Origin of the sequence: Paenibacillus sp. FSL R5-0623, from assembly GCF_037974265.1 — a bacterium.
GTDB lineage: Bacteria > Bacillota > Bacilli > Paenibacillales > Paenibacillaceae > Paenibacillus.
The window spans coordinates 2,610,514-2,627,459 of sequence record NZ_CP150233.1; the positions used below are offsets into that span (position 1 = coordinate 2,610,514).

14 protein-coding genes are annotated in these 16,946 nt (G+C 47.4%); 13 read left to right on the top strand and 1 reads right to left on the bottom strand.

What is annotated here, in order from left to right; translation table 11 throughout:
* Positions 1–13: 13 nt before the first annotated feature.
* Together MKY92_RS12100 and MKY92_RS12105 are read left to right on the top strand one after the other, a co-directional pair.
* Positions 14–2,521, top strand: a complete 2,508-nt coding sequence (locus tag MKY92_RS12100; RefSeq protein WP_339300853.1) for a hypothetical protein — start codon at positions 14–16, stop codon at positions 2,519–2,521.
* A gap of 35 nt (positions 2,522–2,556) precedes the next feature.
* Positions 2,557–3,627, top strand: a complete 1,071-nt coding sequence (locus MKY92_RS12105; protein WP_339300855.1) for a glycoside hydrolase family 88 protein — start codon at positions 2,557–2,559, stop codon at positions 3,625–3,627.
* Positions 3,628–3,686: 59 nt separating this feature from the next.
* Here the strand turns inward: MKY92_RS12105 and MKY92_RS12110 are convergent, their stop codons facing one another.
* Complete coding sequence (locus tag MKY92_RS12110; RefSeq protein WP_339300856.1) at positions 3,687–5,936, bottom strand: FAD-dependent oxidoreductase; 2,250 nt, start codon at positions 5,934–5,936, stop codon at positions 3,687–3,689.
* A gap of 152 nt (positions 5,937–6,088) precedes the next feature.
* Here MKY92_RS12110 and MKY92_RS12115 point away from each other — a divergent pair, with 152 nt between their 5' ends.
* From MKY92_RS12115 to MKY92_RS12165, 11 genes are all read left to right on the top strand, one after another.
* On the top strand, positions 6,089–6,856 hold the full coding sequence (locus MKY92_RS12115; protein WP_339300858.1) for an AraC family transcriptional regulator: 768 nt from the start codon (positions 6,089–6,091) through the stop codon (positions 6,854–6,856).
* A 198-nt stretch (positions 6,857–7,054) separates the two neighbouring features.
* Positions 7,055–8,875 (top strand): histidine kinase, encoded by a 1,821-nt coding sequence (locus MKY92_RS12120; RefSeq protein ID WP_339300860.1) that lies wholly within the window; start codon positions 7,055–7,057, stop codon positions 8,873–8,875.
* 182 nt (positions 8,876–9,057) lie between these two features.
* Positions 9,058–9,909 carry a helix-turn-helix domain-containing protein gene (locus MKY92_RS12125; RefSeq protein ID WP_339300862.1) on the top strand — a complete coding sequence of 284 codons (852 nt, stop codon included), beginning with the start codon at positions 9,058–9,060 and terminating at the stop codon, positions 9,907–9,909.
* A gap of 169 nt (positions 9,910–10,078) precedes the next feature.
* Entirely contained in the window at positions 10,079–11,395 is a 1,317-nt protein-coding gene (locus MKY92_RS12130; protein WP_339300865.1) for an extracellular solute-binding protein, read from the top strand.
* Positions 11,396–11,603: 208 nt separating this feature from the next.
* Positions 11,604–12,485, top strand: a complete 882-nt coding sequence (locus tag MKY92_RS12135; protein WP_074094700.1) for a sugar ABC transporter permease — start codon at positions 11,604–11,606, stop codon at positions 12,483–12,485.
* An 82-nt stretch (positions 12,486–12,567) separates the two neighbouring features.
* The gene (locus MKY92_RS12140; protein ID WP_036671041.1) at positions 12,568–13,398 is read left to right on the top strand and encodes a carbohydrate ABC transporter permease; all 831 of its coding nucleotides are present in this window, start codon (positions 12,568–12,570) and stop codon (positions 13,396–13,398) included.
* A 279-nt stretch (positions 13,399–13,677) separates the two neighbouring features.
* Positions 13,678–14,046, top strand: a complete 369-nt coding sequence (locus MKY92_RS12145) for a hypothetical protein (protein ID WP_339300866.1) — start codon at positions 13,678–13,680, stop codon at positions 14,044–14,046.
* A gap of 140 nt (positions 14,047–14,186) precedes the next feature.
* The gene (locus MKY92_RS12150) at positions 14,187–14,735 is read left to right on the top strand and encodes a glutathione peroxidase (protein WP_339300867.1); all 549 of its coding nucleotides are present in this window, start codon (positions 14,187–14,189) and stop codon (positions 14,733–14,735) included.
* 65 nt (positions 14,736–14,800) lie between these two features.
* Positions 14,801–15,664 (top strand): AraC family transcriptional regulator, encoded by an 864-nt coding sequence (locus MKY92_RS12155; protein WP_339300869.1) that lies wholly within the window; start codon positions 14,801–14,803, stop codon positions 15,662–15,664.
* Between the two features lie 136 nt (positions 15,665–15,800).
* On the top strand, positions 15,801–16,055 hold the full coding sequence (locus MKY92_RS12160) for a hypothetical protein (protein WP_339300870.1): 255 nt from the start codon (positions 15,801–15,803) through the stop codon (positions 16,053–16,055).
* Between the two features lie 148 nt (positions 16,056–16,203).
* Complete coding sequence (locus tag MKY92_RS12165) at positions 16,204–16,803, top strand: nitroreductase family protein (RefSeq protein ID WP_074094703.1); 600 nt, start codon at positions 16,204–16,206, stop codon at positions 16,801–16,803.
* The last annotated feature ends 143 nt before the right edge of the window (positions 16,804–16,946 follow it).

Here is a 16,946-nt window from a genome sequence, read left to right on the forward strand (position 1 = left end):
GAATTATAAACCTATGAAATTAGGTCACAATCAGGTCATTAATCATTGGATGATCAGCGGCATATATACGAAGCCTGTTGCCTTTGTTCCAACAACGATGGAGGGAGATATTAATGATTGGCTAATCGATGGTTTTGCCATTCATGAGAATCCATGCAGAAAGGAATTTGTAGAACATAGGAGAACGCAGCCTGTGAACCGATTTTTTGATCAATGGAGCGAGTTTCCTAGCCCGGGAGACGACTTCGTTGGAGAAGAAAACGGAATGCCTTGGGCACTGTATTCTCCTTGGAATAATCCACGGGTGGAGCAATCAGGATTTTGGTTTGTACCGACACATCTGCGCAGTTACGCGGCGACAAGACTCATTTCTCCGACTGCTCATACCGCCTCTTTGCGGATTAAGACCTATGGCAGTCTGACGTTGTGGGTGAATGGGAAAATGGTAACGGACTTTGCACCACTCACGCGTAACAAGGAACAGGAAATCGTTATTAAAGCTGAACTTGTAGCCGGAATCAATGAGATCTATGCCTGCTGGGAGGATCTGGCTGAGCGGGATACGATGTATGCTTTTGCGGTGGAATATCTGGGAGACGAGGAATTGGTGATTTCCCTGCCTATTGCTGCTCATTTGGCGGAGTCTGTAAAATCCGCAGAGCAAGCCCTCGAACAGGCTTATTTTCCTTCGGATATCTTCAAAGGTGAGCAGATTAAGCTCAAGCTACCGCTTCCCTTGCCGGACATCGTTAGAGAGGTTGATATTCAGTATGGCAATTTTTTTGACGGTACCGAAAACAAGACGATACACATCGCCGAAAAGGAAACGGACCTGGTCCTGGCACATACGAATCAACTCGGTCATCATTACGTATATTTCACGCTGGCTATTTCAGTTTCAAATGTTGTACTAACCAAGAAGTTTGGCTGCCAATCCTATGATACCAGCTATGATGAGGCTGCTCAGCAAGCTGCGGATATTGAAGCCCGCAAATCCCTGGCTCTGCGATGCATTGCCGAGAAGGGCAGTCCCAATATTCATAAGGCCATCGCCATGCTCAAAACAGGAGGCAATCTGCAAGAAGCGGAGAACATTTTGCTTGAGGGTGTGGAAGGGATTGAGCAACGGAAGGATTGCAGTGACTTCTATCTGGTGGGACTGTTCCGTCTTTGGAGAGATGAGCGAAATAGCGGTCTGTTCAGTGAACCGTTCTGGGATCGGGTAAAAGCAAGCATTCTGGGCTATCGATATTGGATTGATGAACCTGGCGATGATGTGATGTGGTTCTTCAGTGAGAACCATGCCTTATTGTTCCATACGAATGAACTGTTAGCCGGACAGCTGTTTGGGGATGAAATGTTCAGCAACAGTGGTGAATCCGGTGAAGTACACCGTCAAAAAGCAGAGCAGAGGCTTGCATTATGGTTTGAGCGCTTTTTGGATGAAGGATTGGCAGAATGGAATTCAAGTGCATACATTCCGATTGATGCGGTTGGGCTGTTGCATATCTATGAATTTGCCCATAATGAACAGCTCAGACAGCAAGCCAAAAAGGCAATGGACCTGTTATTCTATTATATTACCGTTCAGATGCATCAAGGAGTCTTGTCCACAACGTTTGGGCGCAGCTATGAGAAGGAACTGCTGGGTGGTTATGCAGCGGGAACCACTTCAATGTGCTGGATCGCTTATGGCGTTGGCAATGTAAACAATTATTCAATAAGCAATGTTGCCTTGAGTTTATCGGATTACAGTCCTCCAGCAGCATATCAGGAGCATCTGTTGCTTGGGGAGAATCAGCAATTGGTGTTTGCCAATCAGCAGGGCAAGGGAGGTTACGCCAAGCTCTATCATTCTCGGACCAGGGAATACTCCTTATCCTCAATCATTCGCTTCCGCCCAGGCAAGCCAGGTTATCAGGAGCATGTCCAGCATTTATCTCTGTCACCTGAGGCGCTGATCTGGGTGAATCATCCGGCAGAAATATACAAGCATGGGGATGGTCGACCTTGCTTCTGGGCTGGGAATGGGATATTGCCCGATGTTGTTCAGCATGAGGGGATCGCTTTGATGATGTTTGATATTCCTGCGGATCACAACTCTGACTGGACACATGCTTATTTTCCTACCCACTCCTTCACGGAATGGATAAGGCATGAGAACTGGAATTTTGCTCGTTTGGATAAGGGGTATGCAGCTATATATGCGGCCAACGGGATGAGTATGGAGAGCAACGGGGTGACAAGAGAACGTGAGCTTATTTCACCTGGCTTGCGTAACGCCTGGATTATAAGAGCAGGAAGCGAGCAGCAATTCGGGTCATTTGAAGCTTTTATCAACCAAGTTTGTTCTGCAAACCCGCAATTCGATAATCAAGCTTTAACTCTCACTCTAACAGACCCGGTATATGGTCCAATTCAATGGGGAATGAACAAGCCTTTTCTTATTAAAGAAGAGGAAATTATACACGAAGGTTATGGAGTGAAGGGACAACTGAAGTTACTGGACATGGAGCGCTGAATCGTGTGTAAGAAACCAAGGGAGTGATAACCAACATGTTGAATCAAATGGTGCTGCAAGAGAGAATAAGCAAGGTATCCCAAGCGATGGAGTCTATGAAAAACACAAGCATCAATGAACAGTTTCCCATCGGACTAATCGACATACATCTATGGGAATGGCCGCAAGGTGTCGGTCTGTATGGCTTGCTTCAGCTCCATGAGGCAACGAAAGATCCCAAAGTGCTAGAATTTCTGGAATCATGGTATAATGCAAGGCTGATGGAAGGGGTACCGGAAAAAAATGTGAACACCTGCGCTCCGCTCCTTACTTTGATCTCATTATGCGAGCTGACCGGAAACAAGGAGTACGAACAGGTCTGTGAGGAGTGGAGCAGTTGGATCATGGATGGACTGCTGCGAACCGGAGATGGTGCGTTTCAACATATGATCACGGGAGATGCCAATGATGGTCAAATTCTGATTGATACCCTGTTTATGACGGTGCTATTTTTGGCCAAGGCAGGGGTATACTTCAAGAAACCCGACATGGTGGAAGAAGCCAAACGACAGTTCCTTGTGCATATCAAATATCTATATAACAAGAAAACCGGATTGTTCTATCACGGCTGGGATTTCAATGAAAATCATAACTATGGTGCTGTTCATTGGGGAAGAGGCAATGCATGGTATACGGCGGGAGTTATGGATTTCCTGAATATCATTCCGATCGAAGACGGGCTAAAAGCCTATCTGTTGGATACAGCAACCGCTCAAGTCAGAGCACTGAGCAAGCTTCAGGGTGAGGATGGCATGTGGCACACCGTGCTGGATGATCCAACCTCTTACAAAGAAACCTCAGCAACAGCAGCGATTGGATACGGCATTCTCAAGGGAATACGGTATGGATACCTGGATGAATCCTATCGCCAGAATGGCTTGAGAGCCCTTGAAGCGGTGTTGAAACATATTGATGATCACGGAGTTGTACAGCAGGTGTCCTATGGTACACCTGTGGGGCAGGATGCTCAGTTTTATAAAGATATAGCGATCAGTCCGATGGGTTATGGACAAGCACTTACGCTGTTTATCCTGATTGAGGGCTTGCGGGTTCCAACCGCCGAATAGAATAAGGCGGACTTGTAAGGAGGATGGGGGATACAGTTTCCTGTATCCTCCTTTTGGTTTTAGTAAGCTCGAATCTCGATTAATTCGGCATATCTGCTGCCATTTGTGGCATCAATTATGATTCTCAGAGCCTTAGCTGACACAGGGACATCCGGGGAATGAATAACTTTTCTTTTGTGATTTTCTTGCACGCTTGCGACTTGTATCCATTCGCCAGCCGGAGTCAGTACATCCACGCGATAATCACGCACCAGCTCAGGCATCACGCGGAATGTTGTGTGATGGTGATGTAAATTAACCAGATCCTCGTTCACATCATCATTAAACGTCAAGTGCAATTCAGCCAAGGTTTGTGGCTCTTCCCATGTCAGTTGTACCCATTCCGGCTTGCCAGACTGCATCGGCTGCGACATCCACTGTTGCGGCCCACCGTAAGGGCGATGGTAACCGTTGATCGTGTTGTCCGCTGAATAGGCCGTGGTCTCAGAGAGGGTACGACAGCAGAAGGGCTGACGCGCCAACCCCTGCATGGACCATAATACGACAGGCTGATCCGTGGCATGATCCTCCAGATTTTTGGACACGTGGTTTTCTTCTGTTTTGAAGAAGATCAGCACCCCGCTGTGTGCTTCTGTCGAATGGTAGAGTGAGACGGCTTTATTGGAGCGGATGATCATAAAAGCATTCTGTGGTTCTTCCGGTCGCCATTCGAGCGGAAGCTTCACCCACTGCGCAGTTCCTGTTGTAACGTTAACAGTCGCCGTAACTTGTAACGAATGCGGGACGTAGTTCTCCTTACGCCCCGTATCCCACAGCTCTACCGTCAGCGCGGTATCGCTGGATGCATCCAGCAGCAGCTCCAGGCCGCTGAGCACTGGATGCACAGGCAGCAGCAGGGCAACATCCGTACCCAGCGGGTACGTCTCGCCAGGCTGCTCAAGGGCAATGCCCGTCAGCGTGCTGGAGGCTGTAGCCTTGGCACGCCGGGCCAGATCCAGCTCATCGTGGCTGCGCACCCCGATGATGGAAGCGTCCTGCCGCAGCAACGTCTGCTGCAGGACCGCCAAATGCCTCGCGTACAACTCGCGCGGCGACACCCCCATGGCCGCGCAGAGCGCCGCGCCCGTACCAGCGGCTTCGCCGATGACCGCGCATGTTGCCATGACGCGGGTCGTGCCGAAGGCGACATGTGATGCACTGATGTCGCGCCCGGCCATGAGCATATTCCGCACATTTGCGGAATACAACGAGCGGAACGGCACGTGATATACGCCATCGGCATGCATATGCTTCGAGCCACTCGCTTCGGCGTACATGCCCTGCGGGGGATGCAGGTCAATGGACCAGCCGCCAAAGGCAACGGCATCCGGGAACTCCCGCTGGCTGATAATATCATTCTGGGTGAGCACATAGTCACCCGTGAAGCGGCGGTACTCCCTTTTGCCAGGCAGAGAACCAATCCACTCCAGCGTCATATTGTCGGCATCAAACTTGCCGGAATTCTTGATATAGTCCCAGATCCCGTAGATCACGGACCACAGTTCATCACGGATCAGCTCATTGTCATGAACGGTGTCATGTTCACCGCCCCATTCAATCCACCAGTAATGACAACCGGAATCCCCGCTGCGAATGACCCGGCGAATCGGAATACTCGTCTGCGTGATATCCTTGGCAAAAGAAGGCGGGATATAACGGACAGGCGCACCAGCATCCTTGGTATAAAAGAGAAGTGTACTGCCCAGCGTGATCTGATCAGCCACCTCAGGTGCCCATTCTTCACCATATTCGCTGCGGGCTTCCCGGCCGAGTGCAAACTTGGCTCCAGCCAGAAAGCCAACCAATCCATCGCCCGTACAGTCCAGATAGATCTGACTTTCGAATCGGATTTTGCGCTCAGATCCCATCATCCACCCGGTAACGGAGGTGATCATACGTTCATCCCCATCCCCAGTGGCCTCGACTTCATGTACATCCGTGTTCAGGTACAGGCTGATGTTGGATTCAGCTCGAACGGCTTCCAGAATGATCAAGTCCCAGAGATAGGGGTTGCCCTCTGGATTACGATACTGATTCTCTACAAATAGTTCCCCCATGATACCCGTCTCGCGGGCATAGCGATTAATTCCGTGGGCGGTAGCGCCGCAGACCCACACGCGTACTTCACTGCTTGAATTGCCACCGAGTACAGGACGATTCTGTACCAGAGCCACCTGTTGGCCCAGCCGGGCAGCAGATATGGCAGCGCATACGCCAGCAAGCCCGCCCCCGATGACGGTGATATCCGGTTTAACGAGTTCGTGCTTCATGTGAACACCTCTCTCATTGAATATGGATGAGCCTAAGCTCAGATTTCATATTTCATATCTATAATTTCATATTAGTTCTATATATTTACTTTTCAAATACACTATATTATCATCGAGCATATACTTTATTTCATAACAAAGGCAGGTGTGTCATGGACCTCCTTAATCACATCTACTGGAAGAAGAAAGCTGAATTTGCTCTGGTAGAAGATATCTACGACGCTTGGGTGGTCTTTGCCGTTGAAGAGGGCGTATTTCGTTACGAGATTGATGGGCAGAGCGGAGAGGCGGGTTTTGCTGATCTGGTGTTATGTCCGCCCCACGTTCCTTTTCGCAGAGAGACGGTAACCCCGCTGACGTTTCACTATATGCTGTTCCGTTGTAACTCCACAGAAGATGAGCGTCTCCTACCGCCAATCGGAAAATCCCTCATTAATGATACGAAGCGTCTGGCTTCAACATATGCCTACCTGCGTCAGGCGAGCGAGGACAACGATGAGGCTACAACAGGTTGGAAAACCCATCTGATGTTGGATTTGTGGCGGCTGTATCAATGGGAGCGCAGACAGAGCAGGCTAATGGAAACCAAGTTCACGGAGGATGCCCTCATGGCTGAAGCGGCAGTATTGTTGGAGGAGTGGGCAGGAGAGGCGGTCAGTCTTCGAACGTTGGCCGAACAGTTGGCTTTGAGTCCAGTCCAGCTCACCCGAAGGTTCCGGGAGGCCTTTCAAGAGACACCATCCGATTATCTGAAAGCGATTCGTCTCAAAAAAGCAAAAGCTTTGCTGGCAGATAGCCGTCTGACCCTCACGCAGATCGCTGAGAGATGTGGATATGAGAACGGATTTTATCTGAGCCGTGTATTTTCGTCCACCGTAGGAATCAGTCCCTCAGAGTATCGGAAACGACATCAAGTATGAGGTAAGGGTCTCGTCCATCTAGCCTTCCATCCATTCACTCATTCATTTCTTGCTTACACCAATAGAACATATCTGTGTAGTTCACATGGATGCAGGCAGCGAATATCACAAATCCATGCAAATCATTCGACTCCGGCTGTAAATGGCAGGCAGGTGCTATAATGGGGTCATTAATTGTAGGGGAGCGAGCACTAAGGAATGAAGATGCCAAATTGGAAGAGTTGGTTGCCGCAGCGGCTCAGATACCGCCTGTTCGGTGCATTTGTGGTGTTGATTCTTTTGCCGTTCAGTGCATTGAATGTCTACAATTATCAGCAAATTGAATCCCTGGTCGAGCAGAAAATCAGTGAGCAGAGTCATGAGCAGCTAGTCCAGATGTATCGCTCTCTGGAGGACCAGATGAGCATTGCCTTCAAAACGCTCATTTTTCTGGAACAGGATTCCGCGGTAAGAAATGTGCTAACCTCCCCGGGCAGTCGTACGCCGCTTGAGAACAAGTCGCTGGTAGAAGAAAAGTTCAAGATGATCAACAACAGTTTCTTCCTATATAATCCTTCGGTGTACTTTACCTTACTGGATTTTCATGATAGCGTTTACACTTCGTATTTGCCCAAAAGAGCACTGACGTATGGCCCCTATCTGGAACAATTCCGTGAGCGTCTGGGGGAAATAACCATTCCAAAAGGCGGTGCGGATTCACACTCGCTTCAACCGGAAGAACTCTTCTATCGCTGGGATGCACGGGATTCCAACCCTGTGCTCAGAGAGTTATCCTCCAGCCCATATCTCTTGTCGCTGTATGCTTATATGAAAGATAGCGGCGGCAAGCGATACGGGCTGGCACGAATTAGCATCGATTATTCCTACTGGTTCCAGACCATGCTGAAGGATTCACAGAGTAACCAGGAGTATTATCTTATTACAGGTAGTGGAGAGACCATAGCCAGTTCATCCAAAACAGCGGTGCTTTCACCAGAGGTTACGCGTGAAATAGCTCTTCATCCGGCACAGGCTTATCTGACCGATCCAGCCTCGGATACGCTGATTAACTACGTGTACATCGAATCACTGGACTGGTATATGGTGAATCGTATTCCACTTTCCATCCTGTTTACAGAGATATCCGAGCTTAAACAGCGTTACTTTCTGACCTTTTTTGGTTTCACAGGAGCATTTGTAGTGATGGCTTTTATGATCTCGGCAACGTTCACGCGTCCCTTGTCACACTTACAGAATAAGATGAGGGAGGTTGTCCGCAAAAACCTCAAGATTCGTATTCCCGAAGGCCGCAGCCGAGGGGAAGTATTGGAATTGACACGCACGTTTAATACGATGCTGGATGATGCCAATCAGATGATCAACAGACTCAAGGCGGAGGAACGCCAGAAGGAAGCGGTACATTTTCACATGCTCCTCGCCCAGATGAATCCGCACTTTCTCCTGAATACATTGAATACAATGAAATGGAGTGCGATCCGCAGCGGGAATGAAGAGATCTCCGAGATGTGTGTTTCCTTGGGCAAATTGCTGGAGGTCAGCCTGAATTCACAGGTCGAATTGGTATACCTGAAGGATGAGATCGAGTTGGTTCAAGCCTACCTTCATATTCAGCGGATTCGTTACCGCGATAGCTTTGAGGTGACTTGTGAATTTGACGATAAATTGGAGTATGCGCTGGTGCCCAAGCTAAGTTTGCAGCCGCTGGTGGAGAATGCCATTCACCACGGTGTCGGGCCACTGGAGCAGCTTGGTCAGATCCGCATCGGAATTTATAGGCAAGACACAGGCGTGCTGATGCTGGAGGTGGCAGACAACGGAATTGGAATGGAGGAATCCCGGCGTCAGCAGATGACCCGCACGCGTCCAGGGATCGGTCTATCCAACCTCAGGGAACGATTGCGGTTATTGTTCAAAGGCCAAAGTGAACTTGAAGTGATTGATACCAAGCCGGGGACATTAGTGAGGTTCAGCATTCCTTTTTTATTGTCGACGCCGTACGTACAGAAGCGGTCAGACTAGGGCGTGTCTGAAAACTCCGAAGGAAGCAGATTTTGCTGAATTTTCGTTCCGAGCAAGGAAGTTTTCCGCAGGCGTGCCGAGGCACGTCAAGGGAAAGTGACGAAGCATGGGGCGAAAAGGCGGTAAAAGATGCACTTCGCGAGTTTTGAGAAACGCCCTACGACTGGAGAGGGGAATCTGGCATGTGGAAAGTATTACTTGTAGAAGATGAGGTGTTTGTACGGGAGTCGGTACGAGAGATTATTTCCTGGGAAGAGCTGGGCTTCACGGTCATCGGAGAATCCGGTAATGGGACCGAAGCGCTGGCGATGATCATACAGGATACACCGGATCTGGTACTGACCGATATTGTTATGCCAGGTATGGATGGTCTGGAATTACTCAAACAGACCCGTCAGGCCGGGTTAAAAACCAAGTTTGTGATGCTCACCTGTATGGGGGAGTTCGAATATGTACGTCGTGCGATGGAATACGGAGCTTCCAATTATATTCTGAAGCTGTCGATGAGTGTGAATTCACTGCGTGATACACTTCGTAAAGTAAGTGCAGAACTGGGAGCTTCGGCGGAGGTCCGAACGGAGGCAGACCATCATGAAGTGCCACCTTCCACACCGGTTCTCACATCAATGACTGATTTGCCTAATTCTCTTACGGTCTCTTCTGCGCCCTCACCTGAACCTGATCTTCCATTTACACCTGTTCGTGAGCCGATTGTGAAACACCCGGAGATTAGCAAAATAATTCAGTACATCGGACAGCATTACGACCAGGACATTACCGTCAAATCCATGTCACGATATGTGATGATGGGCGAGAATTATGTGAGCGCTTTGTTCAAAAAGAAAACCGGCCATACCTTGATTCATTACCTGCATGGGGTACGGATGGAGAAAGCGGCTGAATATTTGCGCGAGACGGACCTACCTGTACAGGAGATTGGTTACCGCGTGGGATTCGGAAGTGATAATTATTTCATCAAAATATTCAAGCGTTGGACTGGTTGCACGCCCAGCCAGTATCGTCATCGTTCGTGACTCACAGGATGAGTAGAAGGAATATGTGTACCCAGTGCTTAGACAAGGTAGGGTAAATCCGTATTTTTGTTCAATCCGAATCATGGATATGTATCTTATGAACCCAGCAAGGTCCCTGCTACGATGTAACGGAAGGTATCACTTCAATTCAGGGAGGTCATGTGACCAGATGAGAATCAAAAAAGGATTAACGGGATTAATCGTAGGTGCGCTGATGCTGGGCTTGCTTGCCGGCTGTGTAGGTAAAAATGAGACGAACGGTGGAGATAACGGAGGTGGAGCGGCAGAGGGAAAAGTGAAGCTCACCATGTGGGGCGCGGTGCCGCCTGAGAATGGTCCACAGGAAGTGGTGGATACCTGGAATGCGGAGCATCCTGATATTCAGGTGGAATATGTGCGGTTTGTGAATGACGATGATGGCAACCTGAAGCTGGATACGGCGCTGTCCACCGGACAGAACGTTGATCTGTATGTCAACTATACCCTTACAAATCTGGATAAACGCATCAAGGGCGGGACAGCACTGGATCTGGGCGAGTTCACTGACTACAACATTGATGAGAAAATGGGAGAGGATGCGGCTTCCTGGAAAGTGGATGGAAAATATTACGGGATGCCAACCAAGAAAAACGCTGCCTTCTTCGCTTTAAATATGAAAGCGCTTGATCAGGCCGGACTGAGCGTTCCAACAGCCTGGACTTGGGATGAAGCCCGTGAATATGCACTCAAACTGAAGACGGCTGGTTTCAAGTACGGATTGGTTCAGCATACCGCTTCCTATGTAGACCCGCTCGATTCCGTTCTGGTGAAGAACGGCTATGTTAAGGCGGACGGTACTTCCAATCTCGATGATCCGCTTGTCACTAAATGGCTGGAGACATTGAACGGAATGATGAAGGAGGATGCAACTACGCCACCACTTGGTGAGCAGCTGACTTCCAAAATGCCGGTGGAGAACATGTTCCTTGCTGGTGAGTCTGCCATGATTAATATCGGAGAATGGCTGATCCGCACATCCAACAATATGACTGAGTTCCCTCGGGATTGGAAAATCGCCTTTGCCCCTGTACCGAGACTGGCTGCACAAGAAGCAGATATGGTGAAGAGTGGAGGACTTGGTGACTTTATTGCGATCAATTCCAAGTCGAAAAATAAAGAAGCCGCATGGGAGTTCCTGAAATGGTACGCCGATGGGGGAATGATGCCGATGGCTGCGGGTGGACGTCTTCCTTCCTCCAATGCGGTTGATCAACAGACTGCGATCGATCATCTGCTGGGCGATTATGCCGATTCTTATGACAAGGAGTCACTGGAATTTGTGTTGTATGGTGACGAGACACCTACGTTTGTCCGCAGCATTGCGCAGGAAGTGGTCGATCTGCGTGCACAGGAGTATGAAAAGTTCTTCCTCGGTAACCAGACTGCCGAAGTAACGGTACAGAACATGGTCAAACGCCATAATGACTGGCTGAAGCAGAATCAATAGAAAGCGAAAGCAATGAGTCCAAAGGCCGTCCCAATGGGGCGGTTTTTTCTATATAAGCAATAGAACAATTCCATGTTGTTTTCCTCCCGAAAGTCACTGCCGAAATACATATATCTGTGATATCAGGTACAGGGTTATGTTCCTTAAATGTTAGAGGACATCTTGTTATGCTTAATTCCAGAACAGATGTTAAGGAGTGGGGGAGCATATGCATAAATCCTGGATGAAACGGCAGAGCAGGCTCGGGTATCTGTTTATTGGGCCCAATATGATTGGCGTGCTGTTGTTTTTTATTATACCGGCTGTCTATTCGTTCTATCTCATGTTCACCGATTACAAATTCATGAGCCCGGAGACGAATTTCGTAGGGCTGGACAATATCCGCCGGATGTTGAATGATGATCTGTTTGGCGTGGCGCTGCGGAATACATTTGTATTTCTGTTAGCGGTTCCGGTATCGATGGGGTTGGCTTTTATCGTGGCGGTAGCGCTGAACAAGTCGGTGTATTGGCAAAAAACGCTGCGTGCTCTCTATTTCATGCCCTATATCACCAGCGGCGTTGCCATCGCCTTTGTCTGGATGCTGTTATTCCAGCCAACATCTGGGCCCATTAATGGCTTCTTGCGGGGAATCGGTATTACGAATCCACCCGGATGGTTATCAACAACCGAATGGTCCATGTATGCGATTGATATCATCTGGATTTGGTTCATGTTGGGTTACAACATGATTATTTATCTGGCCGCTTTGCAGGAAATTCCGGAGGAACTGGTTGAGGCTGCACGGATAGATGGAGCCCGTCCTTGGCAGACGATACGCCAAGTGATCTGGCCGCTTGTGAGTCCGACTACCTTTTTACTACTAATTACCGGGCTGATTATGACGATCAAAAACTTTGGTATTATTCAGGCCATAACTCAGGGTGGGCCGGGAAACAGTACAACAGTGTTGTCACTTTTTATCTATCAGAATGCCTTCCGATATTACGAGATGGGCTACGCTGCTGCCATTAGCTGGGCACTCTTTGCCATCATTATGGTCTTCACTGTATTGCAGTGGCTTGGTCAGAAACGTTGGGTTCACTACTAGGAGAGGAGGGATCGTTATGGAGAAACAAATTGCCGCGAATGCAAAGCCCACAGCTCCACATTCACCTAAAGTTAAAGTCCGCATGGAGTCCTTGAGCCAGATTCGGAAAATCATACTGACACTTCTGATGTCCGGGTTTGCCCTGCTGATGATTATGCCGTTCATCTGGATGATCAGCACATCATTCAAATCTCCTGCGGACGTATTCACCTATCCCATCCAGTGGATACCCTCCAGCCTGAACTGGGAGCATCATATCAAGGTTTGGAGCGGGGCGGATACTTTTGCGACTTATTATCTGAACTCGTTGAAAATATCGCTAATAAGCACGATCGGAGCTGTATTTCTCTCGGCTTTTGCCGCCTATGGCTTCGCACGGATTCAATTCAAAGGTCGGGAGACGCTGTTCCTAATCTATCTCTCGATGATGATGGTGCCACCGCAGGTGCTCTTTGTCCCGAAGTTCCTGATGTTTGAATGGGTTGGCATATATAATACGCATTGGGCATTGATCCTGCCTGGAATGTTCACGATATTTGGCGTGTTTATGCTGCGGCAATTCTTCCTGTCCGTGCCTTCAGAGATCTCGGAAGCGGCGTTCATCGACGGTGCCGGTCACCTGCGCATATTCTTCAGGCTGATTCTGCCCTTGGCGAAGCCAGCGCTGGCTACCCTGGCGATCATTGATTTCTCCTGGCACTGGAATGACTATGAAAATGCGCTTGTGTTCCTCATCGACAAAGACCTATACACCGTGCCGCTCGGACTGCAGAACTTTATTCTGGAGAACAATGTGGACTATAACGGCATGATGGCCGCTGCCACGGCAGGCATTATTCCGATGATTATCGTTTTCCTCGTGGGTCAGCATTATATCATCCAGGGCGTGGCCGGAAGTGCTGTGAAGGGCTGAAGCTGCTGTTACTGTGATCCCATAAAATAACCCTTTTGCTGAACGAAGAGATTTTCGTGGCAGAAGGGTTTTCTGTTGTAAGGGAGAATTAATCCATGATCTGAGTTTATCCATTGGAGGAGATTCTTTATCGGGATTCATGAGACACTTTTAAATAAGGAAGAGGATGTCGTTGAAGCTGAGTATAATCATATTTATTGTTTTTATATTGGTTGGTGTTTCTTCGTTCTTTCTAACCTTTTTCCTAGTTGGATCTTTTTAAATTTGATTGGAGTAGTAATGGGCGTATTTACACTTGGTATGGGGTTGTTTCATGGCATGAAGCAATTTAAAAACATCGTAAAACGAATATCTTTCAAGTGCTGTTGTATCATTATTGGTATCAGCTTGATATGGATTTTTGCTCCTAAAACAGTGTCGGGTATCCAGGATATAGGTCCTTATCTCTCTCAAGATTACGAAACAGTAACAGGTAAACCGAACTACATAGGATCCATGGGCAGGAAATGGAGGGAACAAACCATCGAAATAAATCAAATGGAAGTGATTAACACTCGGGATATCGCCTGGGAAAATCGAGATAAAACACTGGAAATAAAGTATCTGCCCAGAACCAAATATGTTATGAGTATTAGAGCACTTGAGTAATAGATATATTTTCAAATATCTCTGAGTCTAATCTGAACGATCAATATCTTCTCCAATACAATAGTTTAAACTTCGTATATAATTAACAATGACATATGATGCTGTATGACTACATAACTATCGCGAGGTGCACTAGACTTATGCCAACTATCTACGACTTTACCGTAACCAGAACCAGTGGAGAGCGTTTCCCGCTCTATCAATATGAAGGAAAACCTGTGCTCATCGTAAACACGGCAAGTAAATGTAAATATACGCACCAGTTTGATGACATGCAGAAGCTGTATGACCAGTACAAGGATCAAGGGCTTCAGATTATTGGTTTCCCGTGTAACCAGTTTGCAGAGCAAGAGCCTGGAAGCAGTTCGGAAGCGGAATCGTTTTGCCAGATTAACTATGGTGTGAAATTTCCGATGTTCTCCAAACTGGATGTGAATGGAGAAGCGGCGCACCCGCTCTACGACTTTTTGAAAAGATCAGGGCCTTTTGCTGGCTTTGATGAAACAGATATACAGGCCAAACTATTGAAATTAATGGTGGCTGAGAAGGCACCGGAATGGTTACACGGCGATGCAATCAAATGGAATTTTACTAAATTCCTGATTGATGCTGGAGGCCGTGTGGTCAGACGTTTCGAACCTGTTGACTCCATCGACGAGATTCAAGAGAGTATTAAACAGCTTTTATAATTTCACTTTCATATATCCTACAGGGGCATGACACAAATCGTTTCCCTCTCCCGAACAGGAGGTGCATGGATGTGCCAAGCTTGATGCAATTTAGTGCTTCACTGGAGTATAGTTACCGTTCCACCAGCACGTTTAACCCGGGCAAGACAGATGGATTCCACTCACATCCACATTATGAGATATATTATTTTCATGATGGAGAATGTACTTACATTATAGGAGACCGGGTATATAACCTGGAGCCGGGTGATCTGGTGCTGATGCATGGCTTGACTCTTCATCGACCACATCCGAAACCCGGAAGTGCTTACGAGCGAAGCACATTGCATTTTGATCCGTCTGCCATTCGCAGCAGCCTGCATCCGGACCGTATGGCTGAGGTCTTGAGGCCATTTGAAGAACTCAGAAATTGCCGGGTCAACCTGAAGGGGGATAGCCGCTCTGAATTCGAAGCTCTATTGCATGATCTTCATCGTCTGTCTCAAAGTCAGAGCAATTTCAGGCAAGAGCGAATGAATGTCAGACTGTGTGATCTGTTGTATTTTGTAGCAGAGATCTGCCAGGGTGATGTCCAGGAGCAACTTCCCTCATCGGAGAGGGAGCGGCATGTGCAGCACATTATCCGTTATGTCGATACACATTATATGAAGGATATTGGTCTGGATGATTTGGCACTGGAATTACATCTTTCCAAGCCATATCTGGCAGGCATGTTTAAGGAAATGACAGGTTTGACGGTATTCAAATATCTCTATGACCGTCGCATCAATCAGGCGAAGCTTTTGTTTCAGTTCCAGCCTGAGATCACGGTGACAGAAGCAAGTCGATTGTCCGGTTTCAAACGCCTTTCGCATTTTAGTCGGATGTTCAAACAAAGTGTGGGATGTTCGCCTGACCTGTACCGTACCCAATTGCATCGTCAATCATAGAAGTCTTCTGTAAGCTGACCGGCTTGTCTGGTTGGCCTTTTTTGTTGATTTTCGTTCGGGGAATGCGTATCACTGTGTTTAGAGCACACGCAGAACAGGTAAAGAAAGGTAATGAAACCACAGGAGGCGATTATGAATGAAACAGCGCACACCGGACCAGAATAACAACGATACCCGTCAGGAACAATCCCGAGACAATCCTGAACAATATAAGACAGAGCACGAAAGTCTGCTTGACCGTTATGAAGAAGAACAGACTGTAGATCCAATTCCGATGGAAGATCTGAATATGGAGGCACAGGAAGAGAAGAATAAGGATCAGACCAAAAGCAACTCGTCGACCGAAGAGAAATACCGGGCGGATTATCGCAAAAAGACGGGCGAAGGATAATTCCAATTGTTGTTTTGGGCAAACTTGTTGAAATGTTTTCGGTGAATGTATATTTAGTGAAAATAAATTAGTTTGTTGACTAATGTAGGTTACTATATTATAGTTACTATGTTGGCAATTGAAAAAAAATTTTGGGAGGCGAATAAGCATGACAACTTTTTTTGATGCGTTGAAAAACAGAAGATCTTATTATGGAATCAGCAAGGAATCTACAATTTCGGATGCTAAAATCCAGGAAATCGTAGAAGAAGCAGTGAAATATACACCAACTTCCTTTAACTCACAAACATCCCGTGCCGTTGTATTGCTCGGTGAACAACATGATAAATTGTGGAATCACACAGAAGAAATTTTGCGTGAAGTGGTAGGCAATGAAGAAGCCTTCAAATCCACAGCAGAGAAAATGACTGGATTCCGCAGCGGATATGGTACGGTTCTCTTCTTCGAAGATAACAACGCGATCGCACAGCTTCAACAAAATTTTGCAGCCTATGCAGATAACTTCCCAATCTGGGCTAACCAATCCAACGGTATGTTGCAACTGGTAATCTGGACTGCTTTGGAACAAGAAGGTCTGGGTGCATCTTTGCAGCACTACAACCCGTTGATTGACGAGAAAGTGAAGCAAGAATGGAGCATTCCTGAGAACTGGAGATTGATCGCTCAGATGCCATTTGGTAAACCAACGGCAGCACCGGGTGAGAAAGAATTCCAACCCATTGAAGAGCGCGTAAAAGTACACAAGTAAATCAATTTCATAATACCTTTAGCTGCTTCAATCAAGGCTAGATATAGATCAAAACGTTTCAATTTGTCTATATATAGTTACACAAATTCATTTTAATGAGTTATGAAATTGATTGAAGTAAGCTTCGCATTTCCCAACATTTA